Here is a 26,313-nt window from a genome sequence, read left to right on the forward strand (position 1 = left end):
GGTTGGTATTTGCCGTAGAGACAACGCATGGGTTGTCTCTACCTCGTCATTCCATTTTTAATGATTTCACCGGATTCATCAGCGCAGCCCGCACGCTCTGGAAACTTACCGTCAGCAAGGCAATGCCCACGGCCAGCAAACCCGCCAGCGCGAAGACCCACCACTCGATAGTAATCTTATAGGCAAAGTCGTTCAGCCACTTGTCCATGGCATACCAGGCGATGGGGGAGGCTACCAGCAGCGCTACCCCAACGAGTTTCAGGAAGTCTTTGGAGAGCAAGCCCACAATGCTGAAGACACTCGCGCCCAGCACTTTGCGAACGCCGATCTCTTTGGTGCGCTGTGCCGTCGTGTAGGCCGATAAGCCGAACAGACCCAGGCAGGCCAGGAAGATGGACAGGAACGCGAAAACGCTGAAAATGCTGCCGGTTCGGGTTTCGGCTGCGTACAGCTTGTTGAACTCTTCGTCCATGAACGCGTAGGAAAACGGCCGGTCGGGGATGAGCGTCCGCCATTTGCTTTCCAGGAACCGGAGCGTGTTGGGTAACTGACTTCCCGATAGTTTGACCAACAGAACCTCACCACCATTCTGCGGGAAAAGCGCCAGTGGACCAATCTTTTGCTTCATCGACGCAAAGTGAAAGTCGGCGACAACGCCCTTGATCACACCAAGCCGCCCGCTCACGTCCAGTCGCTGGCCAATGGCCTGTTGCGGTGTCCAGCCCAGCTCTTTTACCGCGGCCTCGTTGAGAATAAACCGGCTTCGGGTGAGACTGTCATTATCCGTGCGCGAAATACGGTCCATATCGGCGGCATTTATATTACTGCCCGCAATCAGTTGCAGACTCATGGTAGGTACATAATCTTCGTCGATGGTCAGTCCGGTTACCATCTTTCGCTGATCGGCCGCCATGTTGGCACTGCGCATCCCATATCCACCTTCAACAAACACCGGCGAATCAGACGCCAGCGACACCTGCTGTATGTCTGCATTTTGCCGAAACTCACTTTTTATGGCGGCTATCTTCTCGTTGACCTGTTTATCGACGGGGAGCATCAGCACATGATCTTTGCTGTAGCCTAATTTCTTTTGCTGCACAAAGGCGAGCTGGTTGCGAACCAGTAAGGTGCTGATGATGAGGAAGGCGGTAATGGCAAACTGAAAGACAATTAACGCCCGGCGAAACTGACCGGCGCCGGCAGTTTTCAAATGCCCTTTCAGGACGCGCACCGGCTCAAACCGCGCCAGTACCAACGCAGGGTAACTGCCTGCTATCAGGCTAACGATCAATCCAATGCCCAGCAATAGCAGGATATTGCGAAGCTCGAACCAACTGCTAATGGTAAACTGCCGGTCAGACAGTTCGTTGAATACCGGTAACGCCAGAGCCGCCAGCAGCAGAGCCAGCACCAGGGCGAGGGACGTAACGATCACCGATTCGCCGATGAACTGTCCGAACAGTTGCCCGCGCAGGGCACCCATCACTTTCCGAACGCCCACTTCCTGCGCCCGCTCTACCGCCCGCGAGGTAGCCAGGTTGACGTAGTTAACGCAGGCGATCAATAAAATCAGCAGGGCTATGGACCCGAAAATGTAGATGTAGGTCAGGTCGCCATTCGGTTCGAAACTGCCCTCTACCTCGGAGTGCAAATGCACCCGACGAAGCGGCTCCAGATTATACGTCAGGTAGCTCCCCGCCGACATTTCCTCCTTGCCGAATTGGGTTTTCATAAATCCCGGAATTTTGGCCTGTAGTGAACCCATATCTTCGGGTTTACGGAGCAGCAAATAGGTGGCGTAGTTGGATGAAAACCACTCTTCGGTTTGGGCCGCGGGTAATGTCAGGAAAGACGTCAGCAGGTCGTATTTAATCTGCGAATTGGCCGGGCTGTCTTTCACCACCCCCGTAACGGCATAATCCCGAAACGACCCGCCCGTATTGATGCGGATCGTTTTGCCAACCGGGTTCTCGTCGCCAAAGTATTTCCGGGCCGTACTTTCTGACAGCACAACCAGGTTGGGGCCAGCCAGCGCGGTTCGTGGATTGCCTTGCAGAAGCGGAAACGAAAACAGCGTAAACAAAGCAGAATCGGCGAAAACGATCCGCTTTTCGCTGAACTGACGGTCGCCGGTATTGACCACTCCATCCCGGTTAATGAGCCGGACGCCCGATTCTATTTCCGGAAACTGCCGCCCAAATTCCTTCACGACTTTGGTACCTGTCTGGGGTATTTTGGCGACTCGGCCTTCCATGCTGTACTCCATCGTGACGCGCACGACGCGGTCGGCTTTCTTCTGGAAATCGTCGTAGCTCAGTTCATGCGTAATGTACATGAACAGCAGCAGGCACGAAGCCAGCCCCACCGCCAGCCCGACAATGTTGATACCGGAGAACACCTTGTTCCTCCACAGGTTTCGAATCGCAATTCGGAGATAGTTAGTTAGCATGGGTTGTTGGTGTTCTGTTGTAGAGACAGGGCATGCCCTGTCTCTACGTATTCGTGATCATTCCGACCGCAGCGACCTCACCGGATTCATCAATGCAGCCCGCACACTTTGAAAACTCACCGTTAGCAGGGCAATGCCGATGGCCAGCAAACCCGCTACCGCAAAGACCCACCATTCGATGTCGATGCGGTAGGCGAAGTCCTGCAACCAGCGGTCCATTACATACCAGGCGATGGGCGAGGCAATCACAATGGCTACCAGCACCAGCTTCAGGAAGTCTTTGGAAAGCAGCGCGACAAGCCCCGGTGTCGACGCGCCGAGCACTTTCCGTATCCCGATTTCTTTGGTGCGCAGCCGAATCACATACATGGCTAAACCCAGCAGCCCCATACAGGCGATGAAAATGGCCAGCATGGCAAAGACGCCGAAAATCCGCTGCGCCACCTGTTCGGATTGGTACAACGCCCCCCAATCGGCATCGAGGTATGAATAATGAAACGGCTGGTCGGGGAGATACCGCTTCCAGACGCCTTCGATCTGGCTAACAACACTACCCGGCGCATCGGCCTGTACCCGAACGACAAATTCATTGTTTCTTCGGCCAAAAAGCCGGTCATTCAGCACGAACAGCGGGCTGATGCGCTGATGCAGGGAGCCAAAATGAAAGTTACGGACGATGCCCACCACCGTGTAGGTAACGGGCGGACCACCGCGCTGGGCAAAGTTGTCGGGACTGGTGATTTGTTTGCCAATGGGGTCTGTCAGCCCGACCTGCTTCACGGCTTCTTCATTTAAAATCACGGACAGCGAATCATCGAACTGCCGGGTGAACGGTCGTCCGGCCAGCATGTTCATGCGCAGCGTTTGCAGGTACTGGTCGTCGACGACACAGCCTTTGCCGGTTACGGATTCATTCTCGCCATTTTTCCGAAACGTAATCCCGAAGAATCCTTCTTCACCGGGGGCACTGCTGGTAGCGCCGACATGGCTGACACCCGCCAGTTTAGCCACTTCCTGCTTGAAGGATTCGGTATTCTTGTCCAATGAATTGGCTCCTCTGATTTTAATGACCGACTCTTTCGAGAAACCCAGTTCTTTCCGCTGAATGAAGTCCAGTTGACTGAACACAATAATGGTGCTCACAATAAGCAGGACGGAGACCGCAAACTGAAACACCACCAGTCCGTTGCGTAAGACATGTCCCTGGCGCGTCGAAGAAAACTTCCCTTTCAGCACCTTGATTGGCTCGAAAGCCGACAGTACACCCGCCGGATAGCTACCTGCCAATAGCCCAACGGCCACGGCACCACCCAATAACAAGGGCAGCGTTTCCCAGCGAACCAGGGTAAACAGCGTTAAGGATTTTCCGGCCAGCGTATTAAACGGAGACAGTAAAATAGCCACCAGTAAAACGGCTATAACCAAGCTAAACAGGCTTAAGAGCACTGATTCTGTCAGAAACTGAGCCGCTATTTGCCCCGTCGTTGACCCCAGCGATTTGCGAATACCCACCTCCCGCGCCCGCTCCGACGAACGGGCCGTAGCCAGGTTCATGAAGTTGATGCAGGCAATGAGCAGGACAAACGCGGCAATGATCGAGAAAATCGACACCAGCGACCGGCTGCCGTTGGGCTCGTGTTCGGCTTCGAGGTGCGAGTCGAGGTGAATGCGTTGAAGCGGCTGTAGGAAATAAAAATACCCGTTTCCGGCTTTGAGGTAATCCCGGAACGAGACGCCGAACGTGCGCTCCACTTCCCCGGCAGCGTATTTTTCGACAACAGCGGGCAGCTTCCCTTCAACCGTTTCGGGGCTGGTGTTTGGCTTCAGCAGGAGGTAGGTATGGGCCGAGAAGCTGATATGGTTGGGTGGCTCGGCTTCCGGACCGCGCGCCGATACCAAAAAATTGAAGGTAAAATGGGCGTTCTCAACAGGGTCAGCACAAACGCCCGTTATCTCCAGCTTCGGTCCCTGCACGATCTCCAGGATTTTGCCGATTGGATTGGTCGTGCCATACAGGCGGCTAGCCGTGCGTTGGGTCAGAACAACCGTATTCGGACGGGTAAGGGCTTTGTCGGCCTGGCCGCGGATAAAGGGCATTTGAAACACCTGAAAGAACGTTGAATCTACGCCCAGGGCACCCCGTTCTTCAACCGTCCGTCCGTCGATTTTAAGCAGAACGGGATCATTGTTATTGCCGAAAGTAAAGACCCGCGTCGTCTGTTCGATCTCAGGAATCTCCTTCTTCACCGACTGGGCGTATGAGGAGGGTATAATCGCGTATTTCGTACTACGACCCGGATACCGTCGTTCCAGCGCCATGCGGTAGATGCGTTCCCCACTGGCCCAATGCCGGTCGTAACTCAGCTCGTCCGTAACATACAGCACAATGAGCAGGCAGCTCGCCATGCCAATAGCCAACCCCGCCAGATTGATAGCGGTGTTGGCCTTGTGTTTCGCCAGATTACGAAGGGCGATTTTGAGGTAGTTACGCAGCATAGGAGAGGGATTTGCCGTAGAGACAACGCCTGCGTTGTCTCTACCTCGTCATTCTGTTTTTAACGATTTCACCGGATTCATCAACGCGGCTTTTACACTCTGATAGCTTACCGTCAATAGCGCAATAACAACCGCCAGCAAACCCGCTACCGCGAAGACCCACCAGGCAATATCAATTTTATAGGCGAAATCCTGAAGCCAGTTGTCCATCGCCCACCAGGCTAGCGGAGAGGCAATCAGGATGGCGGCAAATACCAGTTTCAGGAAGTCTTTGGTTAGGAGGGTAACGATGCTCGCGACGCTGGCACCCAGTACTTTCCGGACGCCAATCTCTTTGGTGCGTTGTTCGATGGTAAGCAGAGCAATGGAGAACAGACCCATGCATGATAGTAAAATGGCAATGCCCGCAGCGGTCGAAAAGATGGTCGATAACCGTTGCTCTTTCCGATACCAGCGTTCGGTGTTCTCATCCAGAAACGACCCGATAAACTCCTGTTTTGGCGCAATACTCTTCCAGGCGCTCTTGATGGTTTCCATCGCACCCGTCAGGTTCTGCGGATTTACCCGGACAAGAATGTACTGAATTGGCGCACTCGACTCCATTTGCAGGGTAATGGGTTTGGCTTCCTCATGCAGTGAGTACAGGTTGAAATCAGACACGACACCTACAATCTGGTACGATTTATTGTCGGGCTTAATGAATTTGCCGATGGGATTTGCCTCGCCCAGTGCCTTCGCCATACTCTGGGTAATCAGCACCGCCGAGCTGGAGTCTGTACTGAAGGCCTGGCTAAAGTCGCGGCCTTTCAGGAGCTTGATGCCCATTGTTTTCAGGTAGTCCGTGTCGATGCGCAGCCAGTCGCAGGTGACGTCCCGTTTGCCGTATTGAAAGCCAAACATCATCCGTGATGAACTGCCGTCCAGCCCCGCGCCGATGTTCACGCCCGAACCGGATACGGCGCTGATGTTGGGTTGGTTGGCCAGCCGGTCGCGCATGGCTTTCAGGGCTACGTTGCCGTTCAGTTCGCCACCCACCGGCACGCTGATAACCTGCTCTTTGTCCATGCCCATAGGTCGCTGCTGCAAATAAGTGATCTGCTGTCGGACTATTATGGTGCAGACGATAAGCAGACAGGCTATGGTAAACTGAGTGATGATGAGTGAATTGCGAAGTACGCCCGGCTTGCTCACCTTCACCCGGCCTTTCAGTACCTCCACGGCATTGAAGCGCGTCACGAACCAGGATGGATAGCCGCCCGCTATGAGTGTGATGAGCAGGAAACACAGCGCCGTTACCAGCAATACGGTTGGTGTCAGGAAGTTGTCCAGTGTCAGGTAGCTTCGGAACAGGCGATTGAAGGTGGGTAGCACGGCATACGCCAGCCCCAGGCCAATGATCAATGCACCGAAACATAACAGCAGTGTTTCACCCCAGATCTGGCCGAACAACTGTGCCCGCTGGGCGCCCAGCGATTTACGAACGCCCACTTCCCGCGCCCGTGAGAGCGATTGGGCGATGGTCAGGTTAATAAAGTTGATGCAGGCAATGGCGAGAATGAACAGCCCGATGAGCAATAACGTGTAGACGTAAGTCCGACTAATACCGCCACTGTAGGTTGTTCCCGTATCGAAATGCACATCCCGCATGGGTTGCAATAGCAGACTTCGCTGAAATCCCAGTTCATTTTTTGGATACCCCTGTTCCTGCCGCTCTTTGATATCCTTAGCGAAGTATTTATCCATGAAAGCCTGTGTCCGGCGTTGCAGGGTTTGCGCGTCGGTACCGGCTTTCACCTGTACATATACATCATGGTTGCCATGGTCCCAGCGGCTTTTAAACTCCTGATAATCGCCCGCATTGTCGCTGCGGATGATTGCATCGAAATCGAAGGTTGATTTTTTTGGAGGATTACTTACCACACCGGTCACGGTAAATGCCTGCCAGGCGCCGTTCATACGGAGCTGGAGCGGTTTGCCGACGGGGTCTTCTTTCCCAAAAATATCGTTCGCCATACGTTCGCTGATGACGATGTCGCTCAGGCCGCTCATGACCGTTTCGGGGTTTCCTTTTTTGAGCGGGAAGGAAAACATGTGAAGAAAATCAGCATCGGCCATGCGGACATCCTTGGTGTAGGTCTGGTTATTGCGCCGGACACTCGCACTCCGGTCGAACCAGCGCGTAGCCCCTTCGATCTCCGGAAATTCGGCTTTAAGGGCGGGGGAAATTGGGTACGGCATGGTGCTCCCTCTATCCGTCGTTCCGTCGCGGTTGGTCGACAGGAAGTTTAGTCGGAAGATGCGATCGACGTCGGTATGGAAGGTATCGTAGGAAAGTTCAAACGTGGCCGTCAAAAACAGAAGCACGCAGGTACCAAACGCCACAGACAGCCCCACAACGTTGATGAGCGTATGCGTGCGGTGTTTCCAGAGCGTACGCAGGGCGACTTTCAGGTAATTGCGGAACATCCTTCTTTTCGTTAAGTTTGTTAAAAACAATAAATTATGTACTTCCCTTCTGCAGGCGGTCCTTCCGTTGTCGGCGAAGATCTAGGCGTCTGGGCTCCCGCCGATCATCAGCGGATTATCGCTAAGTTAACTGTCGGCCTAGGCGTTCTTTATTATCGGGAAAAGGCGATTCACCTTGAACCCTTGCCCGAAACGATGCTCGACGATGCGAAGGCCAGCCTTGTTCCAGATTTGTCTTTAGTTGATAACGAGTCCAGCGAAACGCCGATCATTATTGAAATCTGTAAGACCGCCGGTTTAAAAGGCGACCTCAGAAAAGTGATTGAACTCATTGATGATGGCATTTACGGCATTCGTGAAGGCTTCATTTATAATTACCATACCTGTAAATGGCTTCGATACCGCTTTGGCGATGGTGGCCTGACAACCGAGTCGTCATTCTCTGAGATTCTTAACCTGGATTTGAATAGCTTTCTATAAGACGTACCCACGGACTTTAGTCCGTGTTTTATACGTATACAGTCACGATAAAAACACGGGCTGAAGCCGAACGCGGCCCCGGCCCGTGGGTACATGTGTACATCACTCCGACCGCAACGATTTGACCGGGTTCATCATCGCGGCTTTGATGCTTTGATAGCTAACTGTTAAAAAGGCAATGGCAACGGCTAATACACCCGCCACACCAAAAATCCACCAACTCAGGTTTTCCCGATAGGCAAAGGTTTCGAGCCACTTGCTCAGGGACCACCACGCCAGGGGCGTAGACAGGATCAGCGCAATCATCACCAGTTTCAGGAAATCTTTGGAGAGCAAGCCAACGATGTTTGTGACGGACGCGCCGAGCACTTTCCGAACACCAATTTCTTTTGTGCGCTGCTCCGCCGTGAAAGCGGCCAGCGCAAACAGACCCAGACAGGAAATCAGAATCGCCAGAAAGCCGAAGTAATTGACCAGCGTGTTCACCTGCTGCTCAGACCGATACAGACTTTCGAACTCTTCATCCAGAAAATGATAGGTAAACGGGTAATTCGGGTTGAATTGCTTTGCTAGCTTTTCGAGATCGGCGATGGCGGTTGGTGCCTGACCAGCGCGGGTTTTTACAAGCAGATAACTTGTGTTCCGGCTATCGAAGCAAAGAATTAAAGGTGTGATAGTCTGATGGAGCGAGTTGAGGTGAAAATCTTTCATCAACCCAATGACCTTCCCTTTCCCCGGCCAGAACTGCACATCTTTTCCAACCGGGTCTTTCATACCCATGAGCTTGGCGGCAGCTTCGTTGATAAGGTAGTTGGTCGAATCGGCGGGGCTGTCGGTGCGGAAGTCACGGCCATCGACCAGTTTGATGTTCATGGTCTTGGTGAAATCGCCACCCACAAACATACACGATACGTTGGTTTGCAGGTTGGGGTCTTTGCCGGGCCAGTTCAGATCGCCGGAGGTGCTTTGCACATTCACCGGGAGCGACATGGCCGTTGTGGCCGATGCAATGGCCGGTTGCCGCATCACCTCCTGCCGGAAAGCCTCCACCTTTTTGGGTTGCGCTATTTCGCCTTCCAATGGAATGTAAACGACATTTTCACGATCGAGGCCCAGGTTCTTGGTACGCATGTAGTTCATCTGGCGGCCAATGGCCAGCATGCCGACAATCAGGAAAATCGACAGCGAAAACTGAAACACAACCAGCGCCCGCCGAAACAGAGCCGGGCTAAGAAAAGACCGGACACTACTGGTTTGTAGCCGGAGCGCCGGACCGCTTCCTTTCAGTATTTTGATCGGCTGAAGTGAGGATAGAAAGAGGGCAGGATAACTACCAGAGAGGAAGCCTGTAAGCAGTACCAGACCACCGATGGCAAGCCATAATGTCGGTTCAGTGAGGTCAAGGGTAAGTTGTTTTTCGAACGTCGCGTTGAAGGTGGGTAACACATACCAGACAAGACCCAGCGCCAGCACAACAGCCAGCCCGCTGGTGATCATCGACTCGCTCAGGAACTGCCCAATCAGCGACGAGCGCAAAGCCCCAACCACTTTCCGGACGCCCACTTCCTTCGCCCGCATGGCCGACTGAGCCGTGGCGAGGTTCATAAAGTTAATACAGGCAATGAGCAACATGAACAGCGCGACGATTGAGAAAATCCGCACGTATTCAATGCGTCCGCCTACCGATTTGCCGTTTTTGTAGTCGGAATGCAGGTGCAAGTCGGTGATGGGTTGCAGGACAGGACGGCCCGTTTCGAAGTTTTTACCGGCAAAACGGGGGTAGATATCGGCCATGGCCACCTCTGTCTGGGCCAGCGTAGTCCTGGGCTTCAGCCGGACAAACGTTTGAAACGAGTTGTTGCCCCAGGTTTTCATCCAGCCCTCCTCATAGACTTTCCAGTTCACCAGCCAGTCGAATTGCAGAGACGAGTTGGTCGGCAAATTTTCCAGTACCGCGCCGACAACATAAAATTTGTTGTTGTCGAGTTGCAGTGTTTTGCCAACGGCTAAGCCATTTGGAAAGAATTTCTCCGCTACTTTTCTGGTAATGACGATCTGGTTGGGTTGCGCCAGCGCGGTTTTAGGATTTCCATACACGGCAGGCAGATCGAAGACGCCGAAAAAATCGGCGGAAGCGTAGTGCCCTTTTTCTTTGGCGGTTATCTCGCCAACTTTCATGAGCACCTCGTTGCCGAAGTTAATTTTAGTTACGGCGGCTACCTCCGGTACGTCTTTGGCGATGGCTTCCTGCAAAGGGCCGGGGGTGACGGTGTTCGTAACCGTTTCGCCGTTGTAGGGAAAATTGACCCGCACATAATGAATGCTCTCCGCATCAGGCAGAAAGCGGTCGTAGCTTAGCTCGTCTTTTACCCAAAGGCCAATGAGCAGACTGCACGACATGCCTAGCGCCAACCCGAAGACGTTAATGGACGAGAAGAGTTTGTTCTTCATCAAACTCCGAAACGCTATTTTGACGTAGTTACGGAACATGGGTTGAGAGGAGGAAAGGAGAAAAGGTAGGAGGGAGGTAAGGGAGCGGAGGTGGCGTTAGTAATACCTTTTCTCCTTCCTCCCTTTTCTCCATTATCAATTATACGTGGAAATTTTCCGTGACCACTTTGCCATCGAACAAATTCACGATACGATGCGCAAAACCGGCGTCGTAGGGTGAGTGCGTTACCATGATGATCGTGGTGCCTTCGTCGTTCAGTTCGCCCAGAAGCTTCATTACTTCCTCACCGTTTTTGGAGTCGAGGTTACCCGTCGGTTCATCGGCCAGGATCAGCTTGGGTTTGGCGACAACCGCCCGTGCAATGGCCGTCCGTTGCTGCTGACCGCCTGAAAGCTGCTGCGGGAAGTGATTCCGCCGGTGCATGATGCTCATCCGCTCCAATGCTTCTTCCACGCGCTTTTTCCGCTCATCAGGGGGTGTTTTCAGGTACAGCAGGGGCAATTCGACGTTTTCATACACGGTCAGTTCGTCGATCAGGTTAAAGCTCTGAAACACGAACCCGATGGAGCCTTTGCGAAGTTGTGCCCGCTGGCGTTCGGTCATTTTGGCGACCTCCGTTCCGTAGAAATTGTATTCGCCTTCACTGGGGTTATCCAGCAGGCCCAGGATGTTGAGCAGCGTAGACTTGCCGCAGCCCGACGGGCCCATGATGGCGACGAACTCGCCGTCCTTAACATCCATGTTGATGCCATTGAGGGCGGTGGTTTCGACTTCTTCTGTCGAAAAGAGTTTTTGAAGGTTAATTGTCTGGATCATAGTGAAAAGGTTGCCTGAACCGGGATTTTAACAAGATTGAAAGGATATCTCAAGATTATCTGATGCAACCAGTTTCCTTTGCGATCAATCCTGTTAATCCGTTTAATTTCATTAAAATCCCGGTTCAGATATGTTAGAACTCTAATACTTCGTTATCGCCAAAATTCTCGTAGCTACTCGTAATAACCTGTTCGCCGGGTTGGAGGCCGTCGAGCACTTCGTAGAACTCGGGGTTTTTACGGCCCAGCGTAATCTGCCGTTTTACGGCCCGCTTGCCCGATTTATCCACAACATACACCCAGTTGCCGCCTGTATCAGAGAAGAAGCCGCCTACGGGAATGAGCGTGGCTTTGGCCGCTTTGCCCAACTCCAGTTGAATGGGCGACGACTGACCACGTTTGATACCTTCCGGGGCACCCTTCGGGAAAATCATGTCGACCTCAAAACGTCCGCTTTTTACCTCCGGATACACCCGGTTAATGGTAAGTTCGTGCATTTTGCCGTTGAACTCAAATGATCCTTTCAAGCCGGCGAATACCCGGCTGATGTAATGCTCATCGACCCCAACGCGCATTTTGAAACCATTCAGGTCATCAATCTGCCCGATGTTCTGGCCCCGGTTGATGTTCGAACCAACTTCTACGTCGATGCTGGACAACTGGCCTGAAACGGGCGCTTTCACAACCAGATTATCGAGTGTCTGCTGCCAAAGAGCCACATTTTTCTGCGTACGTTGCAAAGTGCCTTCCAATTGTTTGATCTGGAACTTGGCGTTATCTTCCTGATATTTCTGTGTTTCGATCTCAATGACCCGCTGGCCGGCCAGCCGTTCGTAGGCACGTTTGGCCTTTAGGTAATCCTCTTCCGAAACAACTTTGTCTTTATACAATTTGGCCTGCCGGTCGTAAGAGTCTTTGGCCTGATCGATTTGCGCATCCAGATCGGCCAGCGTTTTTCGAAGAGTGAACCGCTCAACCTGAAGCCGCTGGCGGGTGTTTTGCAGGTCATTTACGAGCCGGTTGGCTTCAGTTTCCGATTGTAAGAAGCTCAGTTTCAGACTTTGGTTTTCCAGTTTCAGCAGCACATCGCCCTGTTTTACCGTGCTGCCGCCTTCAACCAGCTTTTGCGTTACATAACCGCCTTCGATAGCGTCGAGTCGGATGGTTTTCAAGGGTTGTACGACACCCGTTACGGCGATGAAGTCTTCAAAAGGACCCGTAGAAACGGGCGAAACAGTAATCTTGTCTTTTTCGACATTCAGTTTCGATCGGCGGTCGGCGAAGAAAAGTGTGTAAGCCAGTAAGCCTATAACCAGTGTCCCTCCCCCAAAAAGAGCCAGGCGCTGGGTTGTCCAAAATCGTTTAGGTAGTACGCGATCCATTGCTTTTAATAAGCGAACAAGTGAAAGAGAGTAGGGGCGCACTCAGGCCCGAAGCTCATTCGCTGCTATGCCTAATGCCAATAGTCATGCCAACCAAATGTCTTCTCTGATAATCAATCGCTTAGCTGAGTAACCCGTTTATGCCGTGTCCGCTTTCGGACGGAAATTGTCCGTTTTTATGGACCTATTTACGCACTGACGACATCTCGACCAATACATAGGGCTCCAAGGTTTGCGAGCGGGTGGCGGGATTCAGAAACTCATACGTCAGCTGGCTCACGTGGTAATACGGAAATATGGCTAAATGCTTTACCTGGAAACCGCGCGACGCCAGCGAGTCGGCATACTCGCCGGTGGTGAATACCTGCCGTGAGCCTGACTGTAGCTGAACCTTGAGGGCCGAATCGGAACGGGCGTAAACGATAGGGGAGCGTACATAAAACTCGTACGACCAGAAACTGCCCCCGCCCACACCCGTGCCGGGTTCGTACAGGACAGTTGGCCGTTTGGTGAGTTTGGCATCGCCGTTGACGTACTGAGCCCCTGCCATACCGGCCTGATACCGCAGAAACGTCGGGTATAAAAAAAGGTTTAGTGTGCCGGCCAGAATCAGGATCGCCCCCACCATTCGTCCCAACAGTGATAAAAGTGTGTTTTGCCGGAAGAGTGTAAAAATCGCCAGGGTTATAACGATAACTAAGACCACCGCGCCTACCACATTTTCGGGCTGAACGAATAGCAATAGAGTAATGGATAGCCCTACAATTGCCAGGCCAATAGCTGTTTGTCCAATGGTCCACTTACGGAGCGTAGCAGGGGCGAGGCCAACCAGAAACTGTGCGGTCAGCACGGCGAAGAACGGAAACACAATGTTCATGTAATGGGGCAATTGAAAGCCCGAAAGCGAGAACAAAAGAAAGGTTAATACGCCCGAACCTAGCGAAATATATTCGGTTGAATTCGCCGGAGCAGAGGCCGTTCGGCGTTTGACTATATCCCGGATCATCTTTCCGATACCAACGTAGAGCGGCAGTGACCAGGGCAAAAAAGCCCAAAGCAGCGTATGGACGAAGAAAAATTTATCACCTTCACCTTTAATAGGCCCAGTATTGAAGAACCGCCCGAACTGGCTGTCCCAGAAGAAAAACCGGACGCCCGATACGCCTGTTCGTCCGAAAACGATCTTTTCGGGATGTGCGTCGAACTGTTGGTAGAGACAGTAGATTTCGGGCAGGGTAAACGCAAACGACAGGATTACGGCCATGTACCAGCGAGGCTTAAGCAACTCCCGCCACTGGCCCGTTAACAGCCAGTGAATGACTAAGCCGCCACCGATCGGGATAAGCACAAAAACACCTTTGGTCATCAGGGCGCAACCTGTCAGGAGAGCGCCGATAACGAGGTGAAGCCAGCCCTTAGCAACACCATATCGTTGAGAGGTGGCATTGCTGTGATCGCTAGCACCCAGAAACACCCGATAAAAATGGTAAACAGCCCCAATGATCAGCGGCATCAGGTAGGGCTCGGCCCGTACATCACTGTTGGACAATACTCCGTGAAAAGCTGTCAGTAAAACCAGCGCGGCAAGCTGAGCAACGACTTTGGGGTACGTCAGCCGGGCAAATTTATAGGTATATACTACACTGCCAAGGAAAAACAGCAGGGCCGGAAATTTGTAGCCAAACGTATTGATGCCAAAAATTTTGTAACTCAGTGCAATTACCCAGAAAGGGAAGTGTGGCTTATCGAGCCAGTCGCTGCCTACCGCATAAAGATTCACGAAGTCGTTGGTTTGCGCCATTTGTTTTGCTATACAGGCGTAAAGCGCCCCATCGAGCTCCATAATAGGCGGAAACAAACCGGTTGCGTTTAACAGGACACCCACCGCGACAAGGGCATAAAACCAGCGGTCGTCAATAGAGGAGGAATTCGTAGTCATCAGTAATACGGAGTAGTCGACGGCAGGTCAGGTGGTCGTTCCGGGGATGTAGGCTTCAGCAACAACTACAGGGGTTGATACTACATAATGACCATCAATGCGAATTAATGACCGCTCAACGACTTTTAACGGGTCAAAGTACGTAAGAAAACCGTAATTCGTTGTTGAATCAGTATCCGGGTGCAACAAATCCTTCCTACTTCTATCTTTGGGATATGCAAGATGCCAAACTCTTACTCGTCGACGATGATCCCGATGTACTACTCGCAGCCCGACTGTTGCTGAAACGACACGTGGGCGCGGTCGACATCGAGAAAAATCCTGAAAAACTACCTTTTCTCCTCAATAATAACCGCTACGACGCTATCGTGCTCGACATGAATTTCCAGCGCGATGTCAGCAGTGGTCGTGAAGGATTCGCCTGGCTCGACCGTATTCTGGATATCGACCCCAAGGCGCGGGTGGTGCTTTTTACAGCTTATGGCGATGTGGAAATGGCGGTGCGGGCGATCAAGGCCGGAGCCGTCGATTTTGTGCTGAAACCCTGGCAAAATGACAAATTTCTGGATACGATCCGCGGAGCCGTAAACGGAAAAAAGGAAGAAGTAGAGGAGCGGGACGATGCTCCGAAGAGCAACCGCAAAAAAGGAAGCTCGGGTAGCACATCCATCATTGGCAACGCCATGCGCCCTATCCTGGAAACAGTTGAACAGGTCGCGCCCACGGATGCCAACGTGCTCATTTTGGGCGAGAATGGGACCGGTAAAGACCTTGTTGCGCGGGCTATTCATGAAAACTCGCATCGGAAAGACAAGCCTTTCATCAGCGTCGATGTAGGCGCTTTGACGGAGAGCTTGTTTGAGAGTGAGTTGTTTGGCCATGTGAAAGGGGCCTTCACCGATGCCCGCGACGACCGCGCGGGTCGGTTTGAAGAAGCCAACGGCGGCACCATTTTTCTGGACGAAATTGGGAACCTGACTCCTTCGCAGCAGGCCCGGCTTCTAACGGTGCTGCAGCAGCGGCAGGTAACGCGCGTTGGCTCCAACAAGGCACGCGCTATCGACGTGCGGCTGATTTGCGCTACTAATGCTGACCTGAATGAGCGGGTGGCCGAGCGTGGTTTCCGGCAGGATCTACTCTATCGGATCAATACTATTGAGCTTAACCTGCCACCCCTGCGTGAGCGCCCTTCCGATATTGGGCCACTGGCCGAATTTTTCCTGAAGAAATATGCGAAACAATATAACCGGTCTGTGTCGGGATTAAGTCCGGCGTTGCTGGCCGAAATGAAACAATACCGCTGGCCGGGCAATGTGCGGGAGTTACAGCATGCCGTCGAGCGGGCCGTTATTTTAGCACGGCCGGAACTGACGTCAGGTACGCTGCTGGAACCGGGAAATTTCGTGTTCCGAAAAGATGGTAATGCGGCTTCTCCCGTCAATGAAACCCTGCAACTGGAAGATATGGAGCGCCAGTTAATCCAACAGGCGATGCAAAAGCATCGGGGCAGTATAACCGATGTAGCGCGGGAGTTGGGCGTATCGCGGCAGGCTTTATACAGGCGGCTGGAGAAATTTGGGCTTTAAGTTTGTACTACTTAAGGGCGTTTGTCGGGAGTTAAACAGGTGGTTATTTTTGTAAATGTACTTTCTCCTGATTAATCGCTATAAATAATTATGCAGTAAGTTAAGCGGTCTTGCTTAACTCCTCCGCAATCGCTTCCTGCGCCAGCTTTACCACCTCGTCGGGTGTGCGGCCAGCGGGTTCGATGCCGGGTAATGCAGTCCACGACATTTTTGAAAACGACCGGAGTGGAAACAGACCTTTCGGGTTAAAATGACCCGTTCCCCGAATGGTGATGGGCACCACCAGTGCGGATGGAGCTCGTTTAAGTAAAGTCGCCACCCCACCCGTTACAAACGGGCGCATTTGCCCCGATGCAGACCGTGTTCCCTCCGGATAAATCACGGCAGAAATGTTTTGCTGCTGAATGAGTTTACCCAGCCGGGCAATTTCTACAATAGCCTGTTTGGGGTCTTTGCGGTCAATAAGGGCCGCACCACTTTTGCGGAGGTTGTACGAAACGCCGGGAATGCCGTGAGCTAGTTCGATCTTAGAAACAAACGTAGGCGTATGACGACGCAGAAACCAAATGATGGGCGAGATGTCGAACATACTCTGGTGGTTGGCAACGAAAATAATCGGTCGGTCGGTGGGAAGGGTTGTGAGGGGGCGAAAGCGGATCGTGCTACCGGTCAGGTACCAGCCATAAGCGATGCAGGCGTTCATCCAGTCTACCGTTTTTTTATGCGCCGGACGGCCAAACAGGTTAAAGGCAGTAGCCTGGGCAAGATGAAATATGCACAGTACCAGTCCAAAATAGAGTAGGTAAACGCAGCTCAATACGTAGTCTAAAACTTTTTTCATAGGGCCTACAGGCGTCAGCGAAGCAGCTAGTATAGCCCAAAATTAACAAGGAGTCGTTTATAGTGCGGAAGAAAAACGAATACGAATCAAAAACATCGGTTCTTTTCCCCGAACTTTGCCAGACACTGGGATATATCGACCCCTTTCTTTGTTACTTATACATGATAATATCTGGCACACGTTTGGACGTAATGCGATTCGTCGGTGAGAAAATCGATGCATCGGTGGATGAATTCCTTAAACCTATCGAGACGAATTGGCAACCTGCTGATTTGTTACCCGATTCGACGCGAGAATCATTTTTGGACGAAGTTAAGTTACTCCGCGAAAGCACCCGCGAACTGTCCTACGACTACGTAGCCGTGCTGGTTGGCGATACAATTACCGAAGAAGCGTTGCCAACGTATGAATCGTGGCTGATGGATATGGAAGGTATTGAGCAGGGCAGCACAACCGGCTGGACACGCTGGATTCGTAGCTGGACGGCCGAGGAAAACCGCCACGGTGACCTGCTGAACAAGTTTCTGTACCTGTCGGGTCGGGTCGATATGCGGGCTATGGAAGTATCGACCCAGTACCTGATTGCTGATGGTTTCGATATTGGAACCGGTAAAGACCCCTACCGGAATTTTGTTTACACTTCTTTTCAGGAGTTAGCCACCAACGTGTCGCACCGCCGAACAGCCACACTGGCTAAACAGGCCGGGTGCAACCAGCTTTCCAAAATTTGCGGAGTCATCGCGTCCGATGAGATGCGTCATGCCAAAGCGTATAAAGATTTTGTCCGTCAGATATTTGAAGTCGACCCATCCGAAATGATGCTGGCTTTTGAAGATATGATGCGCAAGAAAATTGTGATGCCTGCCCATTTTCTGCGCGAAAGTGGGGTGAAAATTGGGGATACTTTCAGCCATTTTTCGGATGCGGCTCAACGTCTGGGCGTTTACACTACCTACGATTACATCGAAATCGCCGAATCGCTGCTGGTCGACTGGAAGATTGATGCCATCACCGATCTCAACGATGCCGGTCAGCGTGCCCGCGATTATGTGATGGCCTTACCGGGCCGCCTTCGCCGGATTGCCGAGCGGACCAAAGTACCTACGCTTGAGTATCCATTTAGCTGGATAGCCGGGTAATATGAATCAATTCGCTCTCGGTATAGGCTGGCGCATCGTCGGCATCGTTGGCCTTACCGGGGCGATCACCTATTTCTATCTTGAGCAGGCCAACGGTCTGCTGCTCTTTCCTTTCTTCATCGGGCACATCGTTCTGTCGTTCAATCTGTACCGGTACGTAACGAGCGTGAATCGTAAGCTGACGCGTTTCCTGGAGTCGGTGCGCTACTCCGATTTCGCCGTGGCCTTTCGCGCCGACAGCAATCTGGGCCCGTCTTTCCACGAATTGAACGACCAGTTCAACGAAGTGCTGGACGCATTCCGTCAGGCGCGGGCTGAGAAAGAGGCCAACCTCCATTACGTCAATACCATCGTGCAGCATGTGAGCGTCGGCCTGCTCACTTTCGACGCGACCGGTCAGGTGGAACTGGTGAACCAAACGGCCCTGCGGCTGTTGGGCATCTACCGGCTTCGCACGCTCAACGACCTCAAGGCAACCCATCCTGATCTGGCCGATATGCTCCGGGCATCTACCGCTTCCTCAACGCCCGTGTCGTACCAGACCGGTACGGATGGCGAACTGTCGGTTCGTTGTACAGCGGTCCGTTTGCGGGGGCGGCTGGTCACGGTGGCGTCCATGCAGAACATCCGCTCGGAGTTGCAGCAGCGCGAACTCGAAGCCTGGCAAAACCTGACGAAGGTACTGCGGCACGAGATCATGAATTCCATCACGCCCATTGTGTCGCTGGCGGGCACTATGCGCGACATTGTCGAAACGGATCTGGTGCCGCTCTCGTTGCCGGAATATACCGGGAAGTCCTCTCCGGCTGAATCGGCCTTTGTCGCCGAATCCGTAAACGACCTGCGCGATGCCCTCACGACGATTGAACAGCGGGGCGCGGGGATTATGCAGTTTGTGGATGCCTACCGGCACTTCACGACCATCCCACAGCCGGTTTTCGCCGATGTATCGGTGGAGCAACTGGTGCGAAACGTAGCCCATCTGGTTCAGGCCGATGCACAAAAACATCAGGTGGCGATCTCAATATCATCGCCGGAACTGGCCATCCGGGCCGATGCCGCTCAGATCGAAATGGTACTGCTTAACCTGATAAAAAATGCCGTCGAAAGCTTGGGTAAAACGCCCATTCCAGCTATCCACATCGAAGCGGAAGCTCTGGGGACGCGCGTTGTCATCCGCGTTACCGATAATGGGGCCGGGATCGAACCCGAAGCCCTGGAGCAGATCTTCATTCCCTTCTACACGACCAAAAAAACGGGTTCGGGCATTGGCCTAAGTCTATCGCGCCAGATCATGCAGCTCCACAACGGCCAGCTCACCGCCGAATCCGTACCGGGCGAGGGCAGCACGTTTAGTCTGGTGTTTTGAGGAAATACTGACGTTTATCAGCACATACTCAACCGAAACGGCTAGGAAGGAGTGGGTAAAGCGATGGGTAGCAACCAGCTCGTAGTAAGCTTTGCCTATCAGGTGTATCTTTACGTTACGCTACTATTTGCAACCCTGTTTCTAACCTTCCTGATTAAGCACATGAAAAAACGGCTACTAGTTACGATAAGCCTGTTGCTTATGGCGCTAACCAACGCTGTGAACGTGGTTGTGGCCCAATCGACTCCACCAGCGTCGCTTTCGGTAGGGGCGGCCAAAATGGACATAACCCCTGCCACGAACGAACTCAAAAAGCCGTATTTCGGTATCAACGACAACATATACTCTAGGGCGGTTGTCGTCAACAATGGCACGACGACCGTAGCGCTCGTTTCGGTCGATATTGGGGGCATCAACGACGAAATGGCGGATCGTATTCTCGCTAAAATCACGGCCACAGCGGGCATCCCTACCCGAAACATCCTGCTGACCGCCACCCATACGCATAGTGTGCCGTTCGGGATTAGTGGTGACGCCTTTGAGTCTAAAATTGCGAGTGCCGTCAAACTGGCGAAAGATAAGTTACAGCCCGCCCGAGTTGGCTACGGCGAAGGGGTGTCGTACATCAACGTGAACCGCAATATCATTGACCCCGAAACCCGCCGGTGGTGGGAAGGCCCGAACTACGATGGGCCATCCGACAAAACGGTAGCCGTAGTCACGTTTGAATCGCTGGACGGCAAACCCATTGCCGTCTATTACAACTATGCCATGCACGGGGTTATTTCCGGTATGTTCGATCAGATCAGCGGGGATGTGCCCGGAGCCACTTCCCGGTATCTGGAAAACAACTTCGACAATGAAGCCGTGGTCCTCTGGTCGACCGGTGCTTGTGGGGATCAGAACCCCATTTACTATCAGCAAACCTACGATTTGCGCGAGATTCGCGTTAAGGAGTATGCCAAACGGGGAATCGACATCAGCAATAAAATGCCTCCCGGTGGCGAAGGGCTGGATCGGAAAGACCCGAAAGTGATCAAGTTAATGGAGCAGCAAAAGCAGATGCTGCTGTCGATGGGACAACTGCTGGGCGAAGAGGTGCTGCACGTGATGCGGGGCACCAAACGGAAGGTAAGCAACCCGATTATTCAGGCCGATCAACGCATCATCACCTGCCCCGGACGCAAGCGGCTGGACGAGGGTCGGGCGGGTTACGCCGGTACCTATGCCGATGCCGACTCGATTCCCCTTCGGCTTGGGTTAATCCGCTTGGGCGATATTGCCCTGACGGCTGTCAACGGCGAAGTGTTCAACCCCATTTCGACCCGGCTAAAAAAAGAATCGCCCTTTGCCAACACCCTGATGACTACCCTGACCAACGGCTATGCCCGCTCGGGCTACATTCCCCACGATGCTGCGTTTGGCACCTACACCTTCGAAGTCGTTTCGTCGAGGCTCAAACCGGGTTTTGCCGAAAATGCGATCGTCAACGGCCTGCTCGACATGATGTATGCCAGCCTTCAGTTAAAGCCGTGATGAGGGTAGTGGGTAGCGAGAGATATACGATGTGGACTTAGTGCCGCCTATTTTGTAAATTTGACTAACTAAGCGAATGACCCGTTATGATCGCAACGCCAGCAATACCAGCCTTACCAACAAATCTGCAAACTGTAGGTGAGTTTGAGCAGTGGGAACGTCACTACCCGCACGAAGGAAGTTATGAGTTTGTGCATGGGCGTATCATTCCTAAACCCGCCATGAAACAAGACGAACTATTTATTGCCAGCTTTCTCATTCGCTTATTTGTTCAAACAGAATCATTCCGCCAAGGCAATGAACTGCTGCCTGAAATGGACTCCTATGTAGACCAAAACCGGAAGCGAATACCTGATCTCACATATATCGATACGGAACAAAAAGAAGCTATTCGCCGGGGAGAACGGGTTAATACACGTTTCGCAATCGAGCTATTATCTGACTCGGAATCGTACGATGATGTTCTGGATAAGCTACAGGACTATTTCGACGGTGGAGCGCAGTTGGTCTGGTACATTGCGCCCAAACGACAAAAGATCTTCGCTTACACCTCCCCCGACGAGTCAAAGACCTACAAAGGGCAAGATATCATTTCGGCGGCTCCCGTCGTGCCCGAGTTGCAGTTTGTAGTGGCGGATATGTTTGCGTGAGGTTAAATATCTACCGCAAGGCTTCAGCCGTTTTCTGAGAATAGTCGTCCAGCTTCTCTTCCTCAACGATGTTCACGCGGGGCTGATTGGCCAGTAAATGAATAGCCTGGTCGTAAGGCTTGTACAGTTTTCGGTCTTTCGGACGGGCGACCAGCACATCGAAGCGGGCATTGCGTTGCTCTGCATAATCATTAAGGACTGTAAATTGCCCTACGTTAAGCGTTGCTTTTTCGTTGATCGACTGCTCTAACTTCAGGTCGAAACTAACGGGCTTCACCAGATTATAACTACCATTTTGCCAGGCAAAGGGGAACTGATACGCAAAGCTTGTTCCTTCCGGCTTAACGGTAATTGGCTGTTCAAAAGCCTCGCGAGACAACAGACCGTCCAGCCGCTGGCGAAGTAGTTGTTTGTATTCTTTTAGTAAGTAGGTTTCGTCATGACGTGACTGATACTGGTCTTCGTCATAAAAGGAAAGATACAGCTTATAGAATTGATCGCTTATCGCCGACAAATCATCTGTGTAGAGAACCGATGTCTTCACCTCACTAAACTGTAGCGCACTGCTATCCCGAATCAGAATTTCGTTGTCAATCAATTGACGTGGATGCGCTTCGTAATCAGCAAAGACCTCCGGCTGTTTGGTTAGTTGATTGGTACGGGCGACGATACCCTTGAAATAGGACCGGATGACCTTTTCAGAGAATTTAGGATACAGCTTTCGAATACGTCCTAACCGCTCGGGGTGGAGAAAAACGGCGGTGCGTTGCTCAGTGAACAGTAGAAACACGCCAATATTCAGTACCTCACCCAGCGACTGGGCGTACCGATATTGCAGGACGCTATAGTAAAAGACTGAGTTCACGCGATTAGTGTTGTTAAGCATTTGCAGAATTCCCCGGAGCATGCTTTAGACTGTGACAATAATTGTCAAGTTGCCAAATATAAATAAAGGATTATTTTTTGTTAATTGCCATGAGTTCAGACGTTAATCAAGGTAATGTATCCACACTTAATTTATACTAATCCTCCCCAAGTTGGTAAATTTATCCAACCCAATCGTGCTCCCGGCGAAAAGCCTAAAGACAATACTGCTCCAAACTATGCACCAATGCAGCAGGACTTTAGTGCGTCTTTGGCGAAGTTCAATCTTGATCGTGCTCGTCGGGTAGAAAGCCGTACATTACCCGTCCCCTCCCATATAGACTATATTCGGATTCGCTTCTTTAGCGTGTTCGACAATGCCAAATTTGAATCACGTTACCGAACAAATTTTGGGTTAGTTCCAGTTTTATCTGATGAATTCAATCAACGAATATTATTTGCGATTGCCTACGAAGAGCGCTTTCAAAATTTCCACAATGAAATTTTGAACTTTATCAATGCAGAGCAGCATGAGAAAGATCAACGGCCATACAACAGCGATTTGCTATTTATAAAGGAATTTGAGCTATTAACTTCAACTGATATTCTGCCCACAATTAGCGTACCTTCTGCTGTTATACTGAATTTGGTTGATAATCAGTCAGATATTGCTTCAAATCGTGAGGTAATTAATGGCGTATTGTCTAATTACCTAGAGTCAAATGAGATTCTTTATGAGTTTATAACTAGCAATAGTACCATTCAATTATGGGATGTTACATCTGCCGAACTAATAGAAATAGTCAATAATTTTGATGTTGTAACGTCTGTGCGTCCTAATGCGTTTGGGGTAATTTCACCAGATCGTTACGGGATCGCATCACGAAGTTTTGGGTTCCAACCAGTTTTGCCAGACAGTGAAATTCCCATAATTGGGATCATTGATACAGGTATTAGTGATCAAACGCCTTTGGCTGAATTGATTGTGAATCCAAGAGAAAATGATCCATACGATCTGACTCGAACAAACGCCCGAGTCGATAATTGGGACAGTACGTGGGGGCACGGAACCGGCGTTGCAGGTATAGCAGCTTTTGGTCATAAGTTACATTCGCGCATCAGTGGACAAATACAAGCAGATGCTCGATTACTATCAATAAAAGCTTTAAGCCCTCGTAATCCTCGTGTTTCGGATAACGCAATTTGTCAAGCAGTTCGTAGGGCAAATCAGCAGTTAGGAGTACGGATTTTTGTATTGACGATATCCGAAAATATCAAAGATGATAATGAATCCGTTTCAGCTTTAGCATATGAGTTAGATTTGCTTACTTATGAATTAGACATTTTAATTTGCATAGCTTCCGGAAATATGCGTCGGGATATGATCGATGCATCAGGAAAAATGCTGCCTTATCCAAAGCATTTCTCAGACGCGGATAATAATATTCATAGTCCAGCTGAGAGTATGAATAATCTAACAATAGGTGCTATAGCCGACAATCTGGAGGCTAACCTATTTGTTGCGGGAATTGCTAATGATAAAGCGGCTCCTGCTATCTACTCATCCAAATTTCATATCAATTTGGACTCCGCTATGCTGACCCAAAATCAAGCTAACAAACAGCTAGTTAAACCTGACATACTATATTATGGTGGTGATCACGAGATCACTGGCGATAAAAGTAGAACAGGTATCAGTGTTCTCACGCCAAAAGTTGGGCAATACTTTGTCCGGGAAACTGGGACTAGCTATGCCGCTCCTTTCGTGGCTAATTTGGCCGCACGAATTTTGGGGGAGTACCCGAATCTGTCCATGCAGACAGTTAAGGCTATAATTATCAACTCAGCAACTTTACCAAAGCTAGATGATACTTTTGCTCCTGTTTCAAAACAGGTTCTAAATAACGTTCTAGGAAAAGGTATTCCATCTGAATCAATTTGCCTCAAATCCACTGATCATACAGCAACAATTATTCTAGAAGATGGCATTCTGCCGGGCCAGATTCAAACATACTCCTTGAAATTACCCGACTACTTATTAGTTTCAAAGAAAGCTACAGGCTTACTTGAATTTCAGGTAAGCCTATGCTTTAAGTTTAAACCCATTCAGCATAGTCAGAGCACATATTGTCCTATACATATTGGATTTGGCGTTTTTAGAAATGCTGAGTTGGAACAGATATCTTCAGGGAAGCTAGATGACCAATACGATACAGAAAGCAAAGAACGTGTTAGTAAAGGCCATCGGCTAAGGTCTGGTTGGTCGCAAGACCCTTATTATCGTGGTAAACTACTTTGTAATACACAAAAAACTACCTTTGTAGTTGGTAAAAAGGAACTGATTGATGAGCAAAACACATTTGTTATAGCTTTGTCATCTCAATTTAGTAAACTATTAACTGAAGCTCAGAAAGCAGAATATGCTCAGGAAAACAAGTTCACAATAGTTATTCGGGTACATGAGCGACCAGCTAGAGGGGAATATATTGACTCGCTTTATGAAGGACTTCGATTAGTCAATAATTTGAGCACCTTGATTGATTTGGATGCAGATTTGGAAGCGGAAGCTGATGCTGAATAATTAAGATGCTCCTAATAAAGTCCTACGCTCTTGGTTTATAAGATCAGCCCATACAGATGTTTGTATTTTCTGGGCTTTATGATGTTTATCATGTTTCGAGAACAAGCTTCGTTTTATAGCAGTCAATAGCGTTTTCTGAATGGTGTAATAAGATAGTCCTAATGACTCTTTAATTACTTTCTGTGCTTTGGTTTGATTGTCGAAAGTAAAAGTTGAGGTAGCAAGTGTTTTGCCAATGAGTTCATTAATGTGCTCTTCGTCAGGTAATTCCAATTTTAAGGATAAATCAAAGCGACGCAACAGTGCGTCATCTATCATATCTTTCTGATTCGTAGCGGCAATAACGATACTACTCTGAGGTAGGTAATCAAAGAGTTGTAGGATTGTATTAACAACTCGCTTCATCTCTCCGTGGTCCTGACTATAATCTCTTACCTTACCGAGGGTATCGAACTCGTCCATGAATACGATGCAATCCTCAGTAGCTGCCCGCCGGAATATTTTAGCTAGGTTTTTACTCGTCTCTCCCAACTTCGAGGACACAATGGCTCCCAAGTTGATGACAATCATCATTTTCTCTAACTCTCCCGCCAGTACATAGGCTGCTAATGTCTTGCCGCATCCAGATGGGCCGTAGAATAATACCTTGTTTGATACAGGTAAAGCATATTGACGGAGCAGATCGATTGAACGATGTTCCTCGATAAAATAAGCTAACTCTGACTGGACGGTTTCTGAACAGACTAGATTAGAGAACCGATAATCAGACGTGAGCTTTTCGAGTATAAAATCGCTCACCTCGCGGTCTTCTTCTCTTAATATATGTTTGGGAGACCCTAGCTTGACAATTCCATTCGTCTGTTGCAAGCGAATAGCATCCTTTAAAATCGATTGAAGCTGGAGGGCAAAATTGACTTTCTTTGTTTGCTTCGAGTGCTCAATCAGTTCATTAAGGGTAAATAGAAGCTTCTCTTGGTCGTTCTCCAAGCCATACTTTGCTATTTCCTTAATGTAATCTATCTGTTGCATTATCCTGTAAATTACGCAAAATAACAAAGATTATCGTGTGTATTATACTAGCATGTACCCAACACGGATACTTATTTATTAGGCAAAGTGTTTAAGTGTCTAGTTAAATCGATACACTATAATTCAAATGTTAGCAACTAGCTTAAAATATTCGATTAAGATCTAGACATCCAGCTAATACTTCATCAATCAGAAATAGTCTTCCTCAAGTCTTCATGCCAACAACCATTCTTCTCTAT

17 protein-coding genes are annotated in these 26,313 nt (G+C 50.5%); 7 read left to right on the top strand and 10 right to left on the bottom strand.

The window, feature by feature from the left end:
- Window positions 1-46 precede the first annotated feature (46 nt).
- From NT073_RS07770 to NT073_RS07780, 3 genes are read right to left on the bottom strand one after another with little or no spacing between them, the layout of a single operon-like run.
- Window positions 47-2,449, bottom strand: a complete 2,403-nt coding sequence (locus NT073_RS07770) for an ABC transporter permease (protein ID WP_297371293.1) — start codon at window positions 2,447-2,449, stop codon at window positions 47-49.
- A gap of 57 nt (window positions 2,450-2,506) precedes the next feature.
- Window positions 2,507-4,945, bottom strand: a complete 2,439-nt coding sequence (locus tag NT073_RS07775) for an ABC transporter permease (RefSeq protein WP_297371296.1) — start codon at window positions 4,943-4,945, stop codon at window positions 2,507-2,509.
- A gap of 48 nt (window positions 4,946-4,993) precedes the next feature.
- The gene (locus NT073_RS07780) at window positions 4,994-7,411 is read right to left on the bottom strand and encodes an ABC transporter permease (protein WP_297371299.1); all 2,418 of its coding nucleotides are present in this window, start codon (window positions 7,409-7,411) and stop codon (window positions 4,994-4,996) included.
- A 36-nt stretch (window positions 7,412-7,447) separates the two neighbouring features.
- Here NT073_RS07780 and NT073_RS07785 point away from each other — a divergent pair, with 36 nt between their 5' ends.
- Complete coding sequence (locus tag NT073_RS07785; protein WP_297371302.1) at window positions 7,448-7,891, top strand: hypothetical protein; 444 nt, start codon at window positions 7,448-7,450, stop codon at window positions 7,889-7,891.
- Between the two features lie 102 nt (window positions 7,892-7,993).
- Here the strand turns inward: NT073_RS07785 and NT073_RS07790 are convergent, their stop codons facing one another.
- The 4 genes from NT073_RS07790 to NT073_RS07805 all read right to left on the bottom strand — a co-directional run bounded on the left by NT073_RS07790 (window position 7,994) and on the right by NT073_RS07805 (window position 14,479).
- Window positions 7,994-10,381 (bottom strand): ABC transporter permease, encoded by a 2,388-nt coding sequence (locus tag NT073_RS07790; RefSeq protein WP_297371305.1) that lies wholly within the window; start codon window positions 10,379-10,381, stop codon window positions 7,994-7,996.
- Between the two features lie 100 nt (window positions 10,382-10,481).
- The gene (locus NT073_RS07795; RefSeq protein ID WP_012929072.1) at window positions 10,482-11,159 is read right to left on the bottom strand and encodes an ABC transporter ATP-binding protein; all 678 of its coding nucleotides are present in this window, start codon (window positions 11,157-11,159) and stop codon (window positions 10,482-10,484) included.
- A 133-nt stretch (window positions 11,160-11,292) separates the two neighbouring features.
- Window positions 11,293-12,540 (bottom strand): efflux RND transporter periplasmic adaptor subunit, encoded by a 1,248-nt coding sequence (locus NT073_RS07800; protein ID WP_297371312.1) that lies wholly within the window; start codon window positions 12,538-12,540, stop codon window positions 11,293-11,295.
- Window positions 12,541-12,724: 184 nt separating this feature from the next.
- Window positions 12,725-14,479 carry a glycosyltransferase family 39 protein gene (locus NT073_RS07805; RefSeq protein ID WP_297371315.1) on the bottom strand — a complete coding sequence of 585 codons (1,755 nt, stop codon included), beginning with the start codon at window positions 14,477-14,479 and terminating at the stop codon, window positions 12,725-12,727.
- 215 nt (window positions 14,480-14,694) lie between these two features.
- Here NT073_RS07805 and NT073_RS07810 point away from each other — a divergent pair, with 215 nt between their 5' ends.
- Window positions 14,695-16,065: a sigma-54 dependent transcriptional regulator gene (locus tag NT073_RS07810; RefSeq protein WP_297371319.1), complete on the top strand. Its 1,371-nt coding sequence runs from the start codon at window positions 14,695-14,697 to the stop codon at window positions 16,063-16,065.
- Between the two features lie 100 nt (window positions 16,066-16,165).
- Here the strand turns inward: NT073_RS07810 and NT073_RS07815 are convergent, their stop codons facing one another.
- A complete protein-coding gene (locus NT073_RS07815; RefSeq protein ID WP_297371322.1) occupies window positions 16,166-16,906 on the bottom strand; it encodes a lysophospholipid acyltransferase family protein in 741 nt (246 codons plus the stop codon).
- A gap of 191 nt (window positions 16,907-17,097) precedes the next feature.
- On the opposite strand from NT073_RS07815, the gene NT073_RS07820 reads away from it, so the two are divergent.
- From NT073_RS07820 to NT073_RS07835, 4 genes are all read left to right on the top strand, one after another.
- The gene (locus NT073_RS07820) at window positions 17,098-18,045 is read left to right on the top strand and encodes an acyl-ACP desaturase (protein WP_297371325.1); all 948 of its coding nucleotides are present in this window, start codon (window positions 17,098-17,100) and stop codon (window positions 18,043-18,045) included.
- A 1-nt stretch (window position 18,046) separates the two neighbouring features.
- Window positions 18,047-19,414 (top strand): ATP-binding protein, encoded by a 1,368-nt coding sequence (locus NT073_RS07825; protein WP_297371328.1) that lies wholly within the window; start codon window positions 18,047-18,049, stop codon window positions 19,412-19,414.
- 162 nt (window positions 19,415-19,576) lie between these two features.
- Window positions 19,577-20,950: a neutral/alkaline non-lysosomal ceramidase N-terminal domain-containing protein gene (locus NT073_RS07830; RefSeq protein ID WP_297371331.1), complete on the top strand. Its 1,374-nt coding sequence runs from the start codon at window positions 19,577-19,579 to the stop codon at window positions 20,948-20,950.
- A gap of 86 nt (window positions 20,951-21,036) precedes the next feature.
- Complete coding sequence (locus NT073_RS07835; RefSeq protein ID WP_297371333.1) at window positions 21,037-21,600, top strand: Uma2 family endonuclease; 564 nt, start codon at window positions 21,037-21,039, stop codon at window positions 21,598-21,600.
- Window positions 21,601-21,610: 10 nt separating this feature from the next.
- On the opposite strand, the gene NT073_RS07840 is transcribed toward NT073_RS07835, so the two are convergent.
- Window positions 21,611-22,465 carry a DUF3037 domain-containing protein gene (locus NT073_RS07840; RefSeq protein WP_297371336.1) on the bottom strand — a complete coding sequence of 285 codons (855 nt, stop codon included), beginning with the start codon at window positions 22,463-22,465 and terminating at the stop codon, window positions 21,611-21,613.
- A 135-nt stretch (window positions 22,466-22,600) separates the two neighbouring features.
- Between NT073_RS07840 and NT073_RS07845 the strand changes: the two genes are divergently transcribed.
- A complete protein-coding gene (locus NT073_RS07845) occupies window positions 22,601-25,045 on the top strand; it encodes a S8 family peptidase (RefSeq protein ID WP_297371339.1) in 2,445 nt (814 codons plus the stop codon).
- On the opposite strand, the gene NT073_RS07850 is transcribed toward NT073_RS07845, so the two are convergent.
- Window positions 25,046-26,074 carry an ATP-binding protein gene (locus NT073_RS07850; RefSeq protein ID WP_297371342.1) on the bottom strand — a complete coding sequence of 343 codons (1,029 nt, stop codon included), beginning with the start codon at window positions 26,072-26,074 and terminating at the stop codon, window positions 25,046-25,048.
- Window positions 26,075-26,313 lie beyond the last annotated feature (239 nt).

This window comes from Spirosoma sp., from assembly GCF_026391055.1.
In the GTDB taxonomy this organism is placed as follows: Bacteria; Bacteroidota; Bacteroidia; order Cytophagales; family Spirosomataceae; genus Spirosoma.

Coding starts and splice junctions, on each gene's coding strand:
- NT073_RS07770 (WP_297371293.1), bottom strand. CDS start 2,449: ATGCTAACTAACTATCTCCGAATTGCGATTCGAAACCTGTGGAGGAAC.
- NT073_RS07775 (WP_297371296.1), bottom strand. CDS start 4,945: ATGCTGCGTAACTACCTCAAAATCGCCCTTCGTAATCTGGCGAAACAC.
- NT073_RS07780 (WP_297371299.1), bottom strand. CDS start 7,411: ATGTTCCGCAATTACCTGAAAGTCGCCCTGCGTACGCTCTGGAAACAC.
- NT073_RS07785 (WP_297371302.1), top strand. CDS start 7,448: ATGTACTTCCCTTCTGCAGGCGGTCCTTCCGTTGTCGGCGAAGATCTA.
- NT073_RS07790 (WP_297371305.1), bottom strand. CDS start 10,381: ATGTTCCGTAACTACGTCAAAATAGCGTTTCGGAGTTTGATGAAGAAC.
- NT073_RS07795 (WP_012929072.1), bottom strand. CDS start 11,159: ATGATCCAGACAATTAACCTTCAAAAACTCTTTTCGACAGAAGAAGTC.
- NT073_RS07800 (WP_297371312.1), bottom strand. CDS start 12,540: ATGGATCGCGTACTACCTAAACGATTTTGGACAACCCAGCGCCTGGCT.
- NT073_RS07805 (WP_297371315.1), bottom strand. CDS start 14,479: ATGACTACGAATTCCTCCTCTATTGACGACCGCTGGTTTTATGCCCTT.
- NT073_RS07810 (WP_297371319.1), top strand. CDS start 14,695: ATGCAAGATGCCAAACTCTTACTCGTCGACGATGATCCCGATGTACTA.
- NT073_RS07815 (WP_297371322.1), bottom strand. CDS start 16,906: ATGAAAAAAGTTTTAGACTACGTATTGAGCTGCGTTTACCTACTCTAT.
- NT073_RS07820 (WP_297371325.1), top strand. CDS start 17,098: ATGCGATTCGTCGGTGAGAAAATCGATGCATCGGTGGATGAATTCCTT.
- NT073_RS07825 (WP_297371328.1), top strand. CDS start 18,047: ATGAATCAATTCGCTCTCGGTATAGGCTGGCGCATCGTCGGCATCGTT.
- NT073_RS07830 (WP_297371331.1), top strand. CDS start 19,577: ATGAAAAAACGGCTACTAGTTACGATAAGCCTGTTGCTTATGGCGCTA.
- NT073_RS07835 (WP_297371333.1), top strand. CDS start 21,037: ATGATCGCAACGCCAGCAATACCAGCCTTACCAACAAATCTGCAAACT.
- NT073_RS07845 (WP_297371339.1), top strand. CDS start 22,601: ATGTATCCACACTTAATTTATACTAATCCTCCCCAAGTTGGTAAATTT.
- NT073_RS07850 (WP_297371342.1), bottom strand. CDS start 26,074: ATGCAACAGATAGATTACATTAAGGAAATAGCAAAGTATGGCTTGGAG.